This is a genomic window from Pigmentibacter ruber (assembly GCF_009792895.1).
Classification (GTDB): Bacteria; Bdellovibrionota_B; Oligoflexia; order Silvanigrellales; family Silvanigrellaceae; genus Silvanigrella; species Silvanigrella rubra.
This window is the reverse complement of sequence record NZ_WSSC01000001.1, coordinates 802,414-820,924: the sequence shown is the minus strand read 5'-3', so window position 1 is coordinate 820,924 and position 18,511 is coordinate 802,414. Positions and strand designations below refer to the sequence as shown.

Sequence of the window (18,511 nt, the reverse complement as noted above, 5' to 3'; positions counted from 1 at the left end):
ACCAAATCATTGTGAAACTTTTTATTTTCAAATAGATTTGGTTTAAAATGAAAAGGAAATTCCATGAAACAAGTTATTCCATTAATAGCATTTTCTTCTTTTATAGTTACTAGTTGTATAGATCATTCCACACCACCAGATAAAAATGTACTCTCTGCAGCTTCATGTCCAACTGCAGCTGTTAGTGTTTTTAAGGTTTCATACAATGAAAATCAGGGTAAATATACAATTTTTCATGGTGCAGGAAATGATAACAAAAATCTACCAAATCCATTGAATGTAAAAAATATTCAAATGGCACAAGTTGCTAATGCACAAGGAAGCTCAGGAGAATCTGCTAAACTCAATTTTAATAAAGCAGATGGAAATTGCACCCCTGTTTTAGAAATGACTCAGGGATATAAAATAGATTTAGTTGCATCCACTAATCAAAATTCAGGAGGCGGCGAATCTTCTTCTGGAAGCAGTGCCAGTGGTGGAAGTTCTTGGGCGCCTTTTTTAATGGGAGCCTTAGTTGGAAACGCGGTTTCAAATGCTATGCAGCCTAGATATGCTCCTCCTGCATACTATTTGCCTCCTCCAGCTTCAAACAGCTCAGGTGGATTAGTCACTGGCGGAGTTTCCGGAAAAACTCCAGATGAACTAAATAAAAAATATGAAAGCCAATACAAACAATCTCCAACAAAAAAAGGATTTTTTTCCTCACGTTCTACTGCTCAAACCGATGACTCTAAACCAAAGAAAAAAGGTTTTTTCTCTGGCGGAAGTGACTCATCCTCAACAAGTAAAAAATCAGGTGGATTTTTTAAAAAGAAAAAATAATTAAAAGGAGTTTTTATTATGTCTAGTTTTTTCACTGGCGTTGTTAGAAAAAAATTTACTCTTTTGTGCGAATCTCCAGAAGGTGCGCAAATTGAAATTATTTCTTGTTATGATGAAAATGCTGCAAAAATAAGTAAAGAAGCAACTCAAAAAATCCTCGATTTAATGGCAGAAAGTTTTGAAATGGAAGATGGATTTAAAATGAAAGTTGTTGAATCCATGGAGTCAGCTGAAGATATTCCTTTAGTTGAAATGAAGAATAAAAAAGAAGCCGCATTATAAACCTTTCCTTATCCTTGGCAAAAAGCTTTATAATTTTCTATACTATTTAGAGTAAGTCACTTTCTTATTATCTAAATTCAATTAGAAGAACAAGAATGACGATAAAGGAAATTTTATGCCAAATTATAAATCTTCTTTTAAAATATTTAAATTATTTAAATTATTTAAATTATTCTTTTTTATTCTCATTTTTCTTTATCAAACAACAATTTTCTCTTGGGAAGGGCCTACTACTGGACCTAAAGCGCAAACAAACAAAAAAATAATTTTCATTTCACATGATTTTAAAAATTCAAGTATAGCAGAAGTTTTTAAAGATTTTCAAAAAGCAGGAAAACATCTGAAATGGGAGATTGATTTTATTGATGGGAAAGGATTTGAAAATATAGAAAAAGAATTCCTCCAAGCAATTATTCAAAATCCCGATGCGATTATTTTAGGAGGATTTCATCCTGAACCATATAAAGAAATTATTGATAGATTTAAAAATAGAATAGTCTTTGCTGGATGGCATTCTGGACCAGAATTAAGGGACAAAAATTTATTTGTAAATATAACGACCAATCCTTCAGACGTTGCCACAATTGCTGCTGATTTTGTAGTTAAAAAAAGCAATCAAAAAGCTGGAGTTGTTATCTTATATGATAAGCTTTCTACTATCTCAGTTTCTAAAGCTGAAAAAATGCGGGAAGTTTTATCAAAATGTTCAACTTGCTCATTATTGGCTTATGAAAATCTTCCCCTTAGTGATGCTGATCTTAGAATTTCTGAAGTCGCTTATCAACTACAAAAAAAATACGGAAAAAAATGGAATTATACTCTAGCAATTAATGACCTTTATTTTGATCATATTATTATTCCTTTAAAAGAATTAAATCGGAAAGATATAATAAATATTTCGGCAGGTGATGGCTCTACAAAAGCATTTAGTCGAATTCGTTCAGGGCATTCTTGTCAAGTAGCTACTGTAGCAGAGCCTATTGGATTACAAGCGTGGCAATTGGCTGATGAATTGAACAGAGCATTTGCCGGAAAAAATCCAAGTGGTTTTATTACAAAACCAATTTTAGTTACCAAAGAATTGTTAGATAAATATGCGGAAGAAGAAATTGATAAAAATTTAGGATATGAACGTGCTTACTTAAAAATTTGGTTTGGAAAGTAACAATTTAAAATCCCATACTTTTTAAAGTTCTCCTAACTTCATTTCCTTTATTACTCTCCATAAATATTATACCTGTATCTCCTGAAAAAGCCTTTTGAGAATTAACAGAACATTCCATTAAAAGCCGATTAATTTCTGTTAATTTATTTATTATTTCATTTCCATTTTCAATAGTATTCTTATTATTTGCAGTGTCATTTTTGATTTTTAGCATTGTATCTTCCATATTTTTAATATGTCCTCTTTGCATTTCTGTCCCTTCAGAAATAATATTTATTTGTTCTTTTAGTAAATTCACACCTTCTGTAATTCTTTTAAAAGCATCAAGTGCACGTTTACTAACAATTTCACCTTCTTTAATTCTTTCATTCATAGCCCGAATCATTAGTGTCACTTTAATTGAACTTTCATTTAACAGATCTTTAATTTGTTTAGCTGATTTACCACTCGTTCTGGCTAAAGATTCTACTTCTTCAGAAACAACAGAAAAACCCTTTCCATGATCACCAGCTCGTGCTGCTTCTATAGAAGCATTCATAGCTAGTAATTCAGTTTTTGCTACAATATCTGTAATTACAATAGATTTTAGAATTATTTGATTAATAATTTCTAACATTTTATCCATATCAGCTGTTACACTTTTAATAATTTCGATGGAATCTCCTAATTTTTCCATTATGGAAGCACCATTTTGTAATCTATTTTCTGTTACCTGTGTAATAGCTTTACAATCATTAATTTGTTCAATTGTTTTACTAATCATTTGAATAATTTGAGCTAAAGCTGCAGCATTTTGATTTGTCATGTCATACTGCTTATTAAAAGAATTCAAGATATTTTTTTTTGGATAAATAAATTCATCAATTGTTTCTTGACTTTTTTCTATATATTTTTGAAAAAGCAATCCCACCATAAAAGATTTTTTTTCAATCATTCTTAAATACATAGAAATTGTTGTTTGAAAAAACACTAATACAATACACATAAAAATAGCATACTTAATTAAATTTAATTTCCCTGTCCCAAAAAAATATACAATTGCTAAAGTTCCTAAAAATAGAAAAAAAATAGAAAAAAAATGAAGATATAATAGCTTACTTTTCAAACCTGAATAATCATAATTTTTTTCTTCTTCACTAGTTTTCATTTACTTTTTCTCCGGTCCAATATTCACTCAAAACTTTTGCTACTTCTTTTATATTTTGAAAGTTTTTATAATTAACATCATGAATTCTTATTAAATTAACTGTATCTGTTATATTTTTCTTTAATATATTTCTAATTTCCACATTAGATTCAGTCATATGATCAAGTCCTACCTTTTGTTCCCAAGTAGCTGCCCGTATATTTTCTGAACGACTCGAAATACCAAACATTTCCTTTTTAATTTCAGAAAATAAAGTCAAAGCATTATTACTAGATACTTTACCTACCTCAACTCGTGATTGATTTGCTTGAATAATTTCTTGAATTTGTTTTTGACTTTTTACTACAATATTTTCTATTTCATTAGCTTCGACTCCGCTATGCTTTGCTAAATTACCTACCTCTTCAGCTACAACAGAGAATCCTTTTCCTGTTTGTCCTGCTTTAGCAGCTTCAATCGATGCATTTAATGACAATAGTTCTGTAGTAGAAACAATGGTATGGATGGTAGAAGTATCATTACTGATCTGTTGAATTAAATTAGATATTTCACTTAAACCGTCTTTCGCTTTTTCAATAGTTAAAATGGATTCAACCATTTTTTCCATAATTTCATTTCCTTCATTTACATCTCTAGTAACCTTATCTGACATTTCTTTACAAACTTCTGAATTTCTTGTTGTTTCAACAAACATTAGAGCAATATCTTGCATAAGTTTTGCATTTGTAGTTAATTCATCCAATTCACTTCCAGTAACAGAAATAAATTGTGATAAATTATTTTTTAAATCATTTAATTGTTGATCACCTTGAACACAATGGGTTGATGTATAAGTTAATCCATTTTTTATTGATTTAACAAATTTATAAAGCAAATATTTACTTAATATTATAAATATTAATGTAATAAAGCAAACTATAGAAATAGCTATATATAGATTGTTACCTGTAAATTTATCAAAGTATATTATTCCTATGGATAAACTAGCACAAACTAAAATGTGAATAATTGTTGCTATCCATAGTTTATTTTTTGCAGAAATTCTTTGCAAAAAGAATAACATTTTATTATCTTTCTTACCCATAGCAAGACATTTTGCTTTGGCTTAAGATTCATCGGAAATCTAAGATTATAAAGAAATTTAAGATAGGCAAAAGTATCCTATGAAATATTTTCTTGACAGGAATAAGGAGTAAGCTTTGAAACGTTTAATTGAACCTAAGGTAAATGGCTTAAAATTAATTCAAAATGAGTTTAATGCTTATCAAAATCATGCTTTTTGTGAAAGACCACCTAATTTTTTTAGTCTTGAACTTTGTGGTGAAGCAGGAGAACTTGCAAATTTAGAAAAAAAAATTTGGAGAGATCCTTCTAATTTGACTCCGCATGAAACAATTCCTGATGAGGCCGCTGATGTCTTTATAGCTCTAATGAATTACTGTAATGCTAGAAATTTAGACTTAGAAGAAGCTGTGCAAATAAAACTAAAAAAAATTGAAGATAAAAGATTAAAAGGTTTAATGGGTAAAATAAAAGAATAATATTTTCTATACTACAAATATATTTAATAAAAATTTAAAAATTAAGTAATATTTGCAATAATTGAAATTCTATTTGGCATAATTGAAAATGTTGCTGGTAAATATCCTGGTAACTCACCATCGCACTCAGTAGGAATTAAATCATTATTTTGCGGTTTAATTGTAACAGAAGAAACTTCTTTTTCAGTAATTGCATATTCTAAACCAGAATAATTGCCTTTGTACAGTCGATTCATCATAAAAATAGATTTTAAATAGTTCATTTTATTAACTTGAACTATTTTGAATTTCCCATTTTGCAAAGAAGCTTCAGGAGATACTTTCATTCCTCCTCCACAAAACTTACCATTACAAACAAATAATACTGTTAAATCTGTTGAAATTACTTCATTATTATCATAACAAATTTCAACAGGAAAAGATTTATTTCTTAATAATGTTCTTATAGCAGCTATTAAAAAAGAACCTTTTCGACCTAGTATTTTATTTTTTCTATCTTTAATTATTTCGATCGTTTGTCCATTTGCACCACAACCACCAATATTAACAAAATATCTTTTTTTTGGAATACTTTCTTGGTTAAATTCAATTAATCCAACATCACAACTTATACTATTTTGTCTTAATATTATTTCTAATGATTTTTTAATATTTTTGGGTATGCCAATAGTTTTAACAAAATCACAGCCCGTGCCTAAAGGCATACAGGCTAATAAAGGTGTTGAATTATTTTTTTTAAATGATAGCTCTAATTGTTTTCCAAATATTTTTATATTTTCTGTTGCCAATATTTCTGGATTTAAAATATTTCCCAAAAGTCCATTTACAATTTCATTGATAGTTCCATCACCACCAACAGCGACAACAATTTCGTACCCAATATTTTTAGCATAGTTAGCATAAATAGAAGCTGCTAAAGGAGAATTAGTAAAACTCCAATTAGCGTTTGGAAAAACAGATAAAACTTCTGGCAATATTTTTTTATCCCAAATTTTTTCTGTATTTCCCGATCTAGATTTAGGATTCACTATAAAAAAAATACTCGGTAACATTTTTAGTCAATTTCCTGCACCGTAAATAAATTTGAATTTCTTTCAGACACACTTGATGCCGTTAAAGAAACAAAAACAAATTTATCGCCTTTTTTAAAACTATATTTATTCACTAAAATTTCTTTTATCTCGTTTAATATTCTTTCAACTTTACTTCTTGATTCTAAAACAACTGCAGAAACAGATCGTAATAAATTCATTTGTCGCATAATTTTTTTATTGCATGTAATAGCAATAATTTCAGTAGGAGTACGCATTGATGAAAGTTTCATTGCAGTATAACCACCTTCTGTGAAACAAACTATGGCTCTAACATTTGCTTGTTGAGCTATTCGAATGGCACCATATGTTACTGCATCATCATCAGATGGAATTTCGTCCATTTCAAAAGGATGCCATTTCTTTTCAAACCAAGCTTCGCTATTCACTAAAGTTTCTTGAGAAACTTCTGCAACAAGTGAAGAATTAGGTCCTTCCGTAACTTCGTGCGATAGTACCAAAGCATCGGCACCATCTGCAGCTGCATTTGCCATATCTGAAACTTCAGCGCGCGTTGGATTTGCATTGACAAACATTGAGTGCATAAGTTCAGAAGCAACAATAACAGTTTTTGACAGCTTATTACAACGTGTTATGAGCTCTTTTTGAATAATAGGTAGATTATGTGGATGCTCATCAATTCCAAGTTCAGATCTGCTTAAAAACACACCATCAACAAGTTTTAAAAGCTTTGGCAATAATTCTAGTGAACGTTTAGAGTCTACTTTCAATAAAAAACGTGGAGGCAATACAGCTTCTAGCTCATGCACATTTTTTGAAATTGGAATACTTGGATGTCTTTCAGATACTTTGACATTTTCTCCAAGAATCCCTGTCTTAATAGCTAATAATTCTTCTTCTGATTTTAATCCATCAATAATAACGTAGTCTGCAAGTCCTGAAAAACCAGAATTTAATGTTTTTTCATCTTCAGGTAATAAAGGAAATAAATCCCTTGACATATCAGTTGAATGGACATCCACTCCTGATATCAACAGACCTCCATTTTCAACAATACAACGAATTGTACAACCAGAAGTTAAAGAAGAGGGTATGGAAACCACCTTCAATTCAACGGCACCATAAGAAATGCTAAATTTGCTGCCAACTTTAATATTAACTAATTGATCTTCACTTGAGACAATAACTTCAACATTTTTTGTAGCTGTTGTTGATGGTCTCAGGGAAGCGCAGTAATTAAAATCAACTAAAAAAGTAATATCTATAGAAGTTCCATCTCCAACTTCTAATTGTCCATTTGGGACAGATAATAATGCTCTGCGGCCTATAAAACTTAATAAAAATGGTACATAGCCATCACTTTGCGCTACATCTTCACTAGCTAATTGACGAGAAATTTCTTCCCTTAATTTTAATATATTAGGCAAAGCACTTGAGGAATAAGACATGCGGACAGCATCAAGACGATATTGAGTTATGGTTGCTGCAATATTTTGTATCCCAAGCTTTTCGCAACCTTTATTTGTTACAGTCCATATCAACTTTGCCTTCGATTTTTTATTCATAATGCTGTTCTTTCCTAATTAACATTTTTATAAGATAAGTTTTCAAGACCAATACTTATCCTAATCAATTTCAATGGGAAAATAGAACTTGCATGAATAAAGATCAATTCATTACTTTATATTTTTCCGTTTACAGGACTCAACACTAAGACAATCTGCAAAAAGCTCCATTTTATGAGTTTTTAATTGAAATCCAAGATTTTTAGCAACAATATCCTGATATCGCTCAAGTTCTTCATCATAGAACTCAACTATTTCACCACATTGATTGCAGATTAAATGATCGTGGTGTTCATTATCTTGATCAGCAAACTCAAAGCTGGCTCTATCACCGCTAAAGTGACGTTCCACAAGAATTTTAGAATCAGTCATCATTTTAAGAGTACGATAAACAGTAGCAAGCCCAATCGAGCTATCAATTTTTTTTACTTCATTAGAAATTGTTTCAGCATCAACATGTCTACCAGAAGAAAGTACCGCATCTAAAATTATTTTGCGTTGTCGAGTTTGGCGTAGGCCCAATTTATTAAGATAATCATCAAAAACTTTATGTAAGTGTGATCTTTTAGGTAAATTATCAATAGATCTTCTGGATGTCGTCATAAAATCTCACAAATAACAAATTGACTATACAATAAAAAGTTGAAAGGATAATAAAGCTTTAAGATGAATAGAGGATAAACATGATGCGACCAAAAGCAAAGTCTTTGCTGGTATTTATAATCAGTTTCATCTTTGGAGGTTCATTCTCCCTATGCCTAGCTTACGAAGAGAACTTAAATATTGCAAGAACAAATCTATCCATATTAAACTGTGAAGAAGTAAAAAACCGAATTAACACTATGTTGGAATTACATTATCAATATGATCATTTTACTGATGAACTATTTTCTAGGACAATGAATAAATTTAGCGAGTCATTAGATCAAAATAGAATTTATTTACTTAAATCAGATATAGAATATTTTTCAAATAAATCAAAATATTATTTATCTAGTTTTAGCAACAATAATTGTAATTTTATAACTGATTTTTATAAATTATTTTTAAAAAAAGTGCAAGAAAGAAATAACATCATAAATAAAGTTTTAACTAATATTGATAAAAAAAATGAAGTAGAATACTTCAGTATAAAAAAAAATAGCTGGGCTAAAAACTATACAGAGCTTTATAGTAATTTAAAAAGAAGATTAAAATATCAATATTTGAAAGAATTAAATACTAATAAAAATATTGATGCTAAAAATATAATAGCAAAAAAATATTTAAAACTTGAAAAAGAAAAATTAACAATTGATAATGATAAACTTTTCGGTTCATTTTTAAATAGTTTTGCACTTTCTTTAGACCCACATTCCGCACATTTACTTCCAAATGAACATGATTCTTTCGTAATACATATAAGCAATAAATTAGAAGGGATTGGTGCACAATTAATTGAAAAAGATGGTGAAATTTATATTAAATCATTAATCAATGGAGGTGTTGCTCAAAAAGATGGAAGAATTAAACCTAATGATAAAATATTAGCTGTAGATCCGGGCAATGGAATTGGTTTACAAGAACTATCAGATGCTGATGTAGAAAAAGCCGTTAGTCTCATTCGAGGAAAAAAAGGTTCTTCTTTAAAAATTTATTTGCAAAGATCTACAACAAAAGGATCTGAAAAATTTACAGTTTCATTACAGAGAGATGAAATTGAATTAAAAGATGATAAAGTAAAAAGTGCCTTGATAGATTTACAAAGTACAAAAATTGGTGTGATAAAAATATCAACCTTTTATACAGATATTAAATGCAAAATTAGATTATTGGAAACCTGTAAAGGCGTTGCCTATGATACAGAAAAAGAATTAACAAAATTAATTGATAATGGCGCAAAAGGTGTAGTGATAGATTTAAGAAATAATGGGGGAGGAGATTTTCCTGAAAGCATAAAGTTAACAGGATTATTTATTCCTAAAGGAACAATTGTTCAAACTTTAGATAAATATCACAACTTAAAAAAATACAATGTAGAACAAAACCCATGGATATATAAAGGTCCATTGATTGTTTTAGTAAATCATTTTAGTGCTTCTGCTTCAGAAATATTTTCCGCTGCAATTCAAGACTATGGCAGAGGAATTATAGTTGGGGATAAAAAAACGTATGGTAAAGGAACTATTCAAATAGTCCAAGAAATACCTGGTACTTTTGGAAGAAAAACCGATGGTGCTTTGAAGGTAACACAAAGTAAATTTTATAGAGTCACAGGAAAAAGTAATCAAATGCTTGGAGTTGAGACAAATATAAATTTACCAAGTATTCAAGAAACATTTGATACTGGAGAGGAAAACCAAGACTATGCTTTACCATTTGATAGCATTCAACCGGTTCCAGATTTCAAACCCATAAAAAACAACTCTTCTTTAATAGATAAATTAAAAATATTAAGTAGTAAAAGAATATCTATAAATGAAAAATATAATTTAATTTTAAATAAAATTAAACATTTTAATTTAGGAAAAAGCACTTTAATCCCTATATTAAGCACCAATTTAAAAACAATTGAAGATTACATTAATACAAAAGACATTGGTGATGACTCAGATGAAGAAAGTAATAAAATTCTTGCAGATAAAGATCTCCAACTTTTTGAAAGTTTATTAATAATGAAAGACATAGTAAATTTGCCAAATGAAAATTGGGTTAGTTATACCCCTAAAAAATAGTAAATGTAAATTTTAAGAGGCTAAATCATATTTTTGTAAATATATAGGTGGATTCATAAGACCAATAAAACTATGTTCATTTATAAAATATAATTTCCCAATATTTTTGGTTTTAATAAATTTACTAATTTCTTCAATTGTATATTTTTTTCCTTTGCTATTTTTAGATAATAAAATAAATGTTAAATTTTTGCATATCGATGGAATCCATGAAGTGTACAAAATAACTTCTTTGAATATAGATTTTAATATTTTAATTTTTTTTCTTAAAACTTCGTCTTTATCAATATGCAATTCACTGATATAAAATGATAAATTTCCATCTTTCTTTAATAAAGAATAACAATTTGAAAAGAAATCTTTATCAAGTAATGAATTATCCTCGATATTTAAAAATGAGCAATTTATATCAAGAATAATCAAATCATATTTATTCTTAAATTTTTTCAAATATTCTTCTAAATTTAGAAAGATAATATCTACTTTTTTGTTCATATAAGTATTTTGATGGATATCTGCAAGATACTCTGCATTTGTTAAATAAAATTCTTTATCTTCCTCCAGTACAGTAATTTTTTCAATATCTTTCCATTTTAAACATTCTCTTATACTTGCTCCACAACCAAAACCAATTATTAAAACATTTTTTACTTGCTGAGATTGGATAAATGGAACGTGTATTAAAGGTTCATAAAACATAAATTCATCAGATGCTGTAAACTTTAATTTGTTATCAAGGATATAACCTACACCTCTATTTTCAAATTCTGTTAAATATAAAGTATGCTTCTTAGTTTCCTTTTGAACCCGTGTTTTAGTAATTAAATACTTATATATTTCACCATCAGACAAGTTTTCTGAAAACCACAAGTCAAGGAGTTTTGTTTTCTGCGGCATTCCCCCTCCTTAAGCTAATATCGTATTTTTTTATCGGTTTTTTATATTTTTTTTCAATTCATTAAAAATAAGCAGCTAGATTTTTTAACTATTGAAATTTCAGCAATGTTAAGTTTTAAACAGAAATGCCTATGTCATTTTCTAATTAGGAGATTATTATGTCCTCAGCTCCCTACTTATCTATCCACAACATTTCAACAAGTTATGGAGCTACCAAACTGTTTGAAAACTTATCTTTTACAATTCATCCTGGGGAAAGATGGGGAATTGTGGGCCCAAATGGGGCAGGAAAATCGACTTTGTTCAGACTCTTAGAAGGAAAACAAGCTCCAGATACAGGAACTATTTCCTTTCGCAATAATTTAAAAGTATCTATTTTAACTCAAAAATATGAATTTGACCCCGAAAAGACAGTGTTTGAAATTCTAAAAGAATCCTTACCCATAGAATATGATATCGATTCCCAGCAAGAAATTATTTTGCAAAAAATACAAGCACATACTGAATTACTATCTACAAACTCTAACCTAGCAAATGATACAAAATGGAATGGAGACCTTACTAAACTGCAAGATGAATTATCGCAGTTCACAGGAGCTGGAACAGAAAACATCTTAATGAGCGCATTAAAAGCTGGTAAATTAACTGAGATTTCCAATTCTAAATTTAAAAATTTATCTGGTGGGCAGCAAAAAAGAGTTCAAATATTAACCGCTTTATTAAAAAATCCACAGCTTATTTTATTGGATGAACCTACAAATCATTTAGATGTTCAAACAGTTGATTGGCTTGAAGAACTGCTTTTAGAAGTCGTAGAACAAGGTTCAAATTTGTTTGGATTAAAAAATAACCAAGAAAATATGGAACGAATTGCCTTTGCAATTATTTCGCACGATAGAGCCCTGCTAGACACATTGGTAAATAAAATTCTTGAAATAGAAGGAGGTTCTGCTACTCAATATGAAGGAAATTATGAAGACTATAGTCAAGTAAAAATAGAAAATACTCTTACAGCTGAAAAAACGAAAGCAAAAATGGCTAACTTAATGCGTAGAGAACTTGCTTGGTTAAGAACTGGTGCAAAAGCCAGAACCACAAAACAAAAATCACGCATAGATAGAGCTCATGCACTTGACAAAGAACTAAATCAAAAAGAACAAAAATCTATTCTAAGTAAAAAAACCACAGATATAAATTTTGCTGCAAGTATGAATGATGAACAAAGAAACTCAGAAGATAATATTGTTGCTGTTGTAAGAAATTTGGGTGATCAAGAACTTGTAAACTTAAAAAACATTTCAATATTACATCCAAACGGTAAACAAAATCATTTTATTTTTAAAAATTTAAACTTAATTATAAAGCCAAAAATGCGAATTGCAATTCTAGGTCCTAATGGCTGTGGAAAATCTACATTAATGAATCTTATTGCAAATCATCTCCCCGCCCAGCAAGGTGAAATTAAATATCATGAATTAGTCAATATTACATATTTTGATCAACAAAGACAAAAATTAGACCCAACCCAAACAGTAAAAACAACACTTTCTCCTGAAGGAGAATATGTTCATTTTGGTGGCAAATTCATTCATATTATGGGCTATTTGGATAAATTTTTATTTTATAAATTTGATGCAAATAGAAAAGTAACAGAATTATCTGGCGGTGAACAAGCCCGTTTATTGCTTGCTAAATTAATGTTAGAACAGGGTAATTTACTTATTTTAGATGAGCCTACAAATGACTTAGATATTCCAACCCTGCAAATTTTAGAAAGAAATTTAATGGACTATCAAGGAGGCGTTTTATTTACAAGTCATGATCGTTACTTTGTTCAAAAAGTAGCAACAAATATTTTAACATTTTTAGGAAATAATGAAACAGCTGATAACATTACAGGACAATGGCTTTTGTTACCAGATTTAGATCAAGCCTTATCTGAGATGGAAAAGTTTTCTGAACCAGTTGCAAAGAAAGAGTTTAATAAAACTGAGGATAATTCAGAAAAAAAACAAGAAGTATCTAAAAAAAGAAAGCTTTCATTTAAAGAACAAAAAGAATTAGAAAACATGGAAAAAAGAATATTTGAACTAGAAGAAAAAATTTCCGAATGTAATAAAAAATTAGAAGAACTTTATAGTAAAGCTACTAATCACAAAGAAAGCGAAATTTTAGCAAAAGAAATTCTTGCTATGCAAAATGAATTAGATAATTGTTACGCTAAATGGGAATTACTAAGCGTTTGATGTAATATAAATTTAAAAAAAATTATAGATATTTTAGAAAATCTTTATCACAATACATAGTGCTATGAAGACTTTGAAATAGCTATAAATAGATTTATTCTTTATCACTAAATAACATAAAATAAAAATCAATAGAATTTCACATTATCCAATTTATTGTTAACTTTGTTTACTTTCTGGGCAGCATCACACTTTTCATTATTTTTTATTTATGCTCCTTTTTTATTTACTTGAAAGGAGTTTTTATGGAATTTAAATTACTTGATATTAAAAATAATTATGTCTTTAAACGCATTTTTGGAGAGAAAGAAGATGTTTTAATTCATTTTTTAAATAGTGTATTAAATTATCCAGAAGATGAAAAAATTATTTCCTTAACATATTTAAATACTAAAATTAATAAAGACCAAGAAAACGATAAAGAAACTAGGTTAAATGTCTTGGCTAAACTCAATAATGAAAGCTTTGTGAATATTGAAATTCAGGTGCAAAATACCTATGAGTACGAAAAACGTTGTTTGTATTACTGGGCGAAGCTTTATGAACAACAATTAACAAGCGGAAAGAAATACAAAACTTTAAAACCTGCTATCTGCATCCATATCTTGAACTTTAATTTCTTTAAGGATAAAGATTATTTTATGACGAAAATTAAAGCATTAGATACTGAAACAAGAAAAGTTTTTTCCCACGATTTCCAACTGTACTTTTTAGAAGTTCCCAAAATCACAGATCATTATTATAATGAACTCGATAAATGGATGCACTTTTTTAAAGGCGCTTCAAAGGAGACTGTTATGGCTATGCAAACCCCTGAAATTGGAAAAGCATTTATTACCCTAGAATATATCAGCCAAGATCCCGTTGCTAGAGCAAAATACGAAGCCAGAAGAAAATATGAACTGGACTACAACACTGATATGGATGGGGCTAGGGAAGAGGGTTTTGCTAAAGGAAAAAATGAAGGAGTTCAAATAGGGTTTACAAAAGGAAAAATAGGAATAGCAAAAAATCTTTTAACAAATCATTTTCCAATTGAAATGATCAGTAAAATAACTGACCTACCTATTTCTGAGATAGAAAAGCTAAAGAATAGTTAGTTTCTCTATTTTATTTCAAAATTATATGTAATAATTTTGAAATAAAAGATAAGAATATTTCTTCAAAATATTCCCTAAGTCTAAATTTACTTTTATTTTTATATTTTTTACTATTTAGATTACTAAATTTGTTAATTGTTATTGATATTTTATAAATATTCTCTAGAAATTAATATGCCCACTTTAAAATTCCATAATTATATGTAGTTTGAAAATTTAGAAAAAGAAAAATAAATAAGATACCTAATTTAATATATAATTCTTTTTTACTATTATAAATTCCCAAAATAAAAAACACAGGAAATAGATAACTAAAAAATCTAAATGAATTGATTGTTTCCCCTTGAAATGGCAATAGCAGTACAGAGATGACACAATAAAAACTTATTGCTTTTGAATAATTCCAAAGCTTTATTGAATAAAATAAAATTAAATAAAAAAATAATTGATGCTTTATAGCGCCTAAAGATTTATCTTGATGATTTCCTTGTAGAATAAATACTTTAAAATAATCACTAAAATATTCAATATGATGCCAATTTTTTTGTGCTTTCATGAATTCAAAAGGATTTGAAAAAACTAAATATTGATATAAAAGATAAGAAATAAAGAAACTTCCGGAAATAATTCCAGAGATGATAAATTTCTTTAATTTTTGAAACAAATTAGATTCATTTTGGCATAAAAGAATAGCAACAGCAATTGCCAATAATACTCCCTGATTTTTTGTTATACTACAAAGTCCAGCAAAAATTGTTGCCCATAAAAATTTCTTTTTATATGAAAAATATAAAGCTAAATAGGAAAGAAATAAAAATAAGGATTCCGTATGGTGCGTATGAAAAATGTAACTACCCGGAGATAATATAAAAAATAAGAAACATAATAAATTTTTTGGGTATAACCATACTGGTAAATCATTATCTTTTATTCCTAGATTTCTTATATAATATAAAAATGAAAAAAATAATACACTTGAAAAAATAGTTCCCGTTACAGCAGTTGATAGAGGGTTAAATTGAAAATCAATTAACTTTACAAGAGTTGGATATAATGGAAAAAATGCTCTACTTTGTTCAATGACATAGCTGTTTTGAATTATTTTTGTATACCATCCAGAATCCCAGTGATTTAGAAGTTCAATCAAATTATTTGCAGGTGTTAAATGCGGTTTAAATTGTAAAAGATATAGCCAAAGACAAAAATGCAGCAAGAAAATAAAAAACGCTATAAATAAGTACAAATCAAATGATGACTTTTTCAATAGAAACCTCAGAATTAGAAACGTTTTACCACTATAAGTAGTAGTGGGCTAACATTTTATTTTAAGCGACTCAACTAAATTAAAGGATATCAAGATCTCTGTCAAATTTAATATTTTTTTACAACTATTTTTATTTTTCGTCAAGTAAAGTTTTCCTAGGTAAACTTCCATAATTCATTTTTTTTAGATGAATTCTATTAAATACTTCATTTTATTACTCAGAAATTCTTGTATTTATTTTCTATTATTAAATATATTTTTTATAAAGAAGGAAGGTCATGCAAAATATTTTTGGCATGCGGTACATTAAAAACGTTTTTCAAATATTTATATTAATAAAGTATCATTTAATTGGCAGTTATGATTTGAGTAATTCAATTGAATAAATAGTTACAAATTGAATTCTTATTTTTTTTGAATCAAAATAGCAATGGAGTTACTTCACTTTTAAGTTTGTAGTTGTAATATTTATGTTGTATCTGTAATAGAATTATTAACTGATTAAAGTTTGATTTAGAGGCAGTATTTTAGTATTTGTCTAAAAATTAAAATACAAAAGTATTTTAAATGAAATAGCTCTGATTTCCTTAAATATTTATTTATAAAATTAATTTATGAATTTGAGTATTTTATAAGAACTTACAATTTTATTTCAAATTTTGAGGAAAGAGTAACTAATAATGCATGGTCAGCTTAATTTAAGCTGACAAAGCTAATTTTTTCTTTACTAGTTACTTTTTGAATTAGCAAGTCGTTTTCATTTTTTCCATCTTTTAATAAGGCAAATATTTGAACATTATCAGCATAACGGTTAGCAATGAAATTGAGATCTCCGTTATCATTAACATTCATATATGTAATACTAAATTTATCTGGTTGAATTAAAGTCGTAAAGGTTTTACTATTGATATCATATTTTTCTATTAATGTTTGTCCTGATGTATTGGTTCCCAAAATAAATAATGCATGATGAGAACCTTGAATTTGTGCAATTTTTGTAATTTGAACTGGTTTGAGTATTTGAGAATTACTAGAATTCATTGCATCAATTAATATTTCTTCATTATAAGCAAACATAGAACGGTTGGTTTTTACTAATTTATTTACTTCTGGTAAAGTTGAATGAATGATTTTATGATTAAATGAATCTCCGAACTTTTCTAAACTTTCTAATTTACAATGTACTTTTCCAAAGTTATTATAATATTTTAAAAAATAAAAGTTCTGACCAAATCCACTGGAACCATCTAAATACTCATAACCATGTAAATTAGGATTAAGGGGTTGTATTTTATCATTGTGATTAATGATTTTAACAAGGTCAAGGTCTCCTCCTCCTGAACGAGAATATGTGATGATGTCACCTAAGGAGTTGGGTTGGAATTTAAAGACACTTTCTTTAGAGGTCTTTTCTATAATTCTTTTTAAGCTATTTTTTTCAAACTGATCAGTGGATAAATCTAATTTATATAATATATCTGAATCTCTAAATACTATAAATGTTTTTTCGGAATTAAAATTGACTGCATCTTCATAAACGAAAAAATCTTCTTTTGTTTCTAAACAAGCTAAATGAGCATCACTTTTACGAATGGTGATAAAAGGACATCTTTTTATCATGTAATGTGAATTTTCGAAATAAAGAAGGACATAATATTTTGTATCAAATATATATCTTGGTGAGTATAACACATGAGATGATTTTGTAATTTTTTTACCCGTTTTGACATCTGTGATTTCAAAAATTCCAAGTTCAGAAATACTGTTGTCTGCATTTAAAGTATAAATTGCCTTTTTATCAGGAAGATCTTTATTTTCATCAAGATACATTCCTTTTATCTGGGTAAAATTATGAATAGCGTTTACTAATTTAAATTGTTCATTAGGATTTGAATTTGATTCACTACTATTGCTATTTTTAGAAGCGCTTTTTCCACAACTATTAAATAATAATGTAAAAGGTAAAAGAAATGGAATAATATTCTTAGCTTTCATTTTTCCTCCATAGGAAATATCTTAAAACAAAAAGACTTGAAAAGTCTTTTTGCAAATTATAATAAAATCAAAAATAATCAATAGAATATTAATAATTTTTTGTTTAAATCATAATGAATGGATTTAAAAATTAGAACAAAAAAGCAGCAGTTTTGTTAAAAAAAGAGAAAAGGGGTTCTTCCTTGTTAATTACAATTTTGTGAATCGAAATTAATGCATGAAAATGATTGCATAGAAATCACAATTTTTTTAATATTAGCAGAAATTTAAAAACAAATTATTTCCCGTACCTGTATTTTACCTTAGAATTCCGACAGAAAACCATCTTTGAATAGAGGAAATTTTAGAAAAGCCTTTATTGGAAAATCAGTTTTTCAAATAAAGTAACATTAATTCATCAATTAAAGGCAGATATTGTTTTGAGATGGATTTATGGATATTCTTAATAAACATAAACTGCTTTGTAAGGTTTCTTTTAGTAAAGTATTTAAAGAGTTTTGATAGATACTTCATCAGTCTCATTAAGCACATGATTTTTCTCCTAAATTAACATTATTAAAATTTTCTTGGCAATAATCTTTAATGCAATTATATTATTTAAAATTTGTTTCTTCCAAATCAATAATTGATATTTTAGTATATATTTATTAGAGTTTTCATTCAAGTAAATATTAAGGAAGTTATTTACTTGAATTTTTTCTTATAGTATAGGATTACGTTA

At 28.0% G+C, this 18,511-nt stretch carries 15 protein-coding genes; 7 read left to right on the top strand and 8 right to left on the bottom strand.

Annotated elements, in window-relative coordinates:
• Positions 1–63: 63 nt before the first annotated feature.
• The 3 genes from GOY08_RS03400 to GOY08_RS03390 all read left to right on the top strand — a co-directional run bounded on the left by GOY08_RS03400 (position 64) and on the right by GOY08_RS03390 (position 2,269).
• Entirely contained in the window at positions 64–822 is a 759-nt protein-coding gene (locus GOY08_RS03400; RefSeq protein WP_158997161.1) for a hypothetical protein, read from the top strand.
• An 18-nt stretch (positions 823–840) separates the two neighbouring features.
• Positions 841–1,104 (top strand): hypothetical protein, encoded by a 264-nt coding sequence (locus GOY08_RS03395; RefSeq protein ID WP_158997159.1) that lies wholly within the window; start codon positions 841–843, stop codon positions 1,102–1,104.
• A gap of 115 nt (positions 1,105–1,219) precedes the next feature.
• Positions 1,220–2,269: a substrate-binding domain-containing protein gene (locus GOY08_RS03390; protein WP_158997157.1), complete on the top strand. Its 1,050-nt coding sequence runs from the start codon at positions 1,220–1,222 to the stop codon at positions 2,267–2,269.
• Between the two features lie 4 nt (positions 2,270–2,273).
• On the opposite strand, the gene GOY08_RS03385 is transcribed toward GOY08_RS03390, so the two are convergent.
• Together GOY08_RS03385 and GOY08_RS03380 are read right to left on the bottom strand one after the other, a co-directional pair.
• Positions 2,274–3,416: a methyl-accepting chemotaxis protein gene (locus GOY08_RS03385; protein WP_158997156.1), complete on the bottom strand. Its 1,143-nt coding sequence runs from the start codon at positions 3,414–3,416 to the stop codon at positions 2,274–2,276.
• Positions 3,406–4,479: a methyl-accepting chemotaxis protein gene (locus tag GOY08_RS03380; RefSeq protein WP_158997155.1), complete on the bottom strand. Its 1,074-nt coding sequence runs from the start codon at positions 4,477–4,479 to the stop codon at positions 3,406–3,408. Before GOY08_RS03380 ends, GOY08_RS03385 begins: the two co-directional genes overlap by 11 nt.
• Before the next feature lie 136 nt (positions 4,480–4,615).
• On the opposite strand from GOY08_RS03380, the gene GOY08_RS03375 reads away from it, so the two are divergent.
• Complete coding sequence (locus GOY08_RS03375; protein WP_158997154.1) at positions 4,616–4,957, top strand: MazG nucleotide pyrophosphohydrolase domain-containing protein; 342 nt, start codon at positions 4,616–4,618, stop codon at positions 4,955–4,957.
• A 41-nt stretch (positions 4,958–4,998) separates the two neighbouring features.
• On the opposite strand, the gene GOY08_RS03370 is transcribed toward GOY08_RS03375, so the two are convergent.
• The 3 genes from GOY08_RS03370 to GOY08_RS03360 form a co-directional block, all read right to left on the bottom strand.
• A complete protein-coding gene (locus tag GOY08_RS03370; protein WP_158997153.1) occupies positions 4,999–6,009 on the bottom strand; it encodes a diacylglycerol/lipid kinase family protein in 1,011 nt (336 codons plus the stop codon).
• A gap of 2 nt (positions 6,010–6,011) precedes the next feature.
• A complete protein-coding gene (locus tag GOY08_RS03365; protein ID WP_158997152.1) occupies positions 6,012–7,574 on the bottom strand; it encodes a pyruvate kinase in 1,563 nt (520 codons plus the stop codon).
• A gap of 111 nt (positions 7,575–7,685) precedes the next feature.
• Positions 7,686–8,177 carry a Fur family transcriptional regulator gene (locus GOY08_RS03360; RefSeq protein WP_158997151.1) on the bottom strand — a complete coding sequence of 164 codons (492 nt, stop codon included), beginning with the start codon at positions 8,175–8,177 and terminating at the stop codon, positions 7,686–7,688.
• Positions 8,178–8,257: 80 nt separating this feature from the next.
• Between GOY08_RS03360 and GOY08_RS03355 the strand changes: the two genes are divergently transcribed.
• A complete protein-coding gene (locus GOY08_RS03355) occupies positions 8,258–10,288 on the top strand; it encodes a carboxy terminal-processing peptidase (RefSeq protein WP_158997150.1) in 2,031 nt (676 codons plus the stop codon).
• A gap of 12 nt (positions 10,289–10,300) precedes the next feature.
• On the opposite strand, the gene GOY08_RS03350 is transcribed toward GOY08_RS03355, so the two are convergent.
• Positions 10,301–11,185, bottom strand: a complete 885-nt coding sequence (locus GOY08_RS03350; RefSeq protein WP_158997149.1) for a spermine/spermidine synthase domain-containing protein — start codon at positions 11,183–11,185, stop codon at positions 10,301–10,303.
• A gap of 158 nt (positions 11,186–11,343) precedes the next feature.
• Here GOY08_RS03350 and GOY08_RS03345 point away from each other — a divergent pair, with 158 nt between their 5' ends.
• Positions 11,344–13,431, top strand: coding sequence for an ABC-F family ATP-binding cassette domain-containing protein (locus GOY08_RS03345; protein WP_158997148.1), 2,088 nt, complete (start codon positions 11,344–11,346; stop codon positions 13,429–13,431).
• A 245-nt stretch (positions 13,432–13,676) separates the two neighbouring features.
• Entirely contained in the window at positions 13,677–14,531 is an 855-nt protein-coding gene (locus GOY08_RS03340) for an Rpn family recombination-promoting nuclease/putative transposase (protein ID WP_158997147.1), read from the top strand.
• Between the two features lie 169 nt (positions 14,532–14,700).
• Here GOY08_RS03340 and GOY08_RS03335 read toward each other — a convergent pair whose 3' ends face one another.
• Positions 14,701–15,795 (bottom strand): mannosyltransferase family protein, encoded by a 1,095-nt coding sequence (locus GOY08_RS03335; RefSeq protein ID WP_158997146.1) that lies wholly within the window; start codon positions 15,793–15,795, stop codon positions 14,701–14,703.
• A 693-nt stretch (positions 15,796–16,488) separates the two neighbouring features.
• A complete protein-coding gene (locus GOY08_RS03330; protein WP_158997145.1) occupies positions 16,489–17,790 on the bottom strand; it encodes a hypothetical protein in 1,302 nt (433 codons plus the stop codon).
• Positions 17,791–18,511 lie beyond the last annotated feature (721 nt).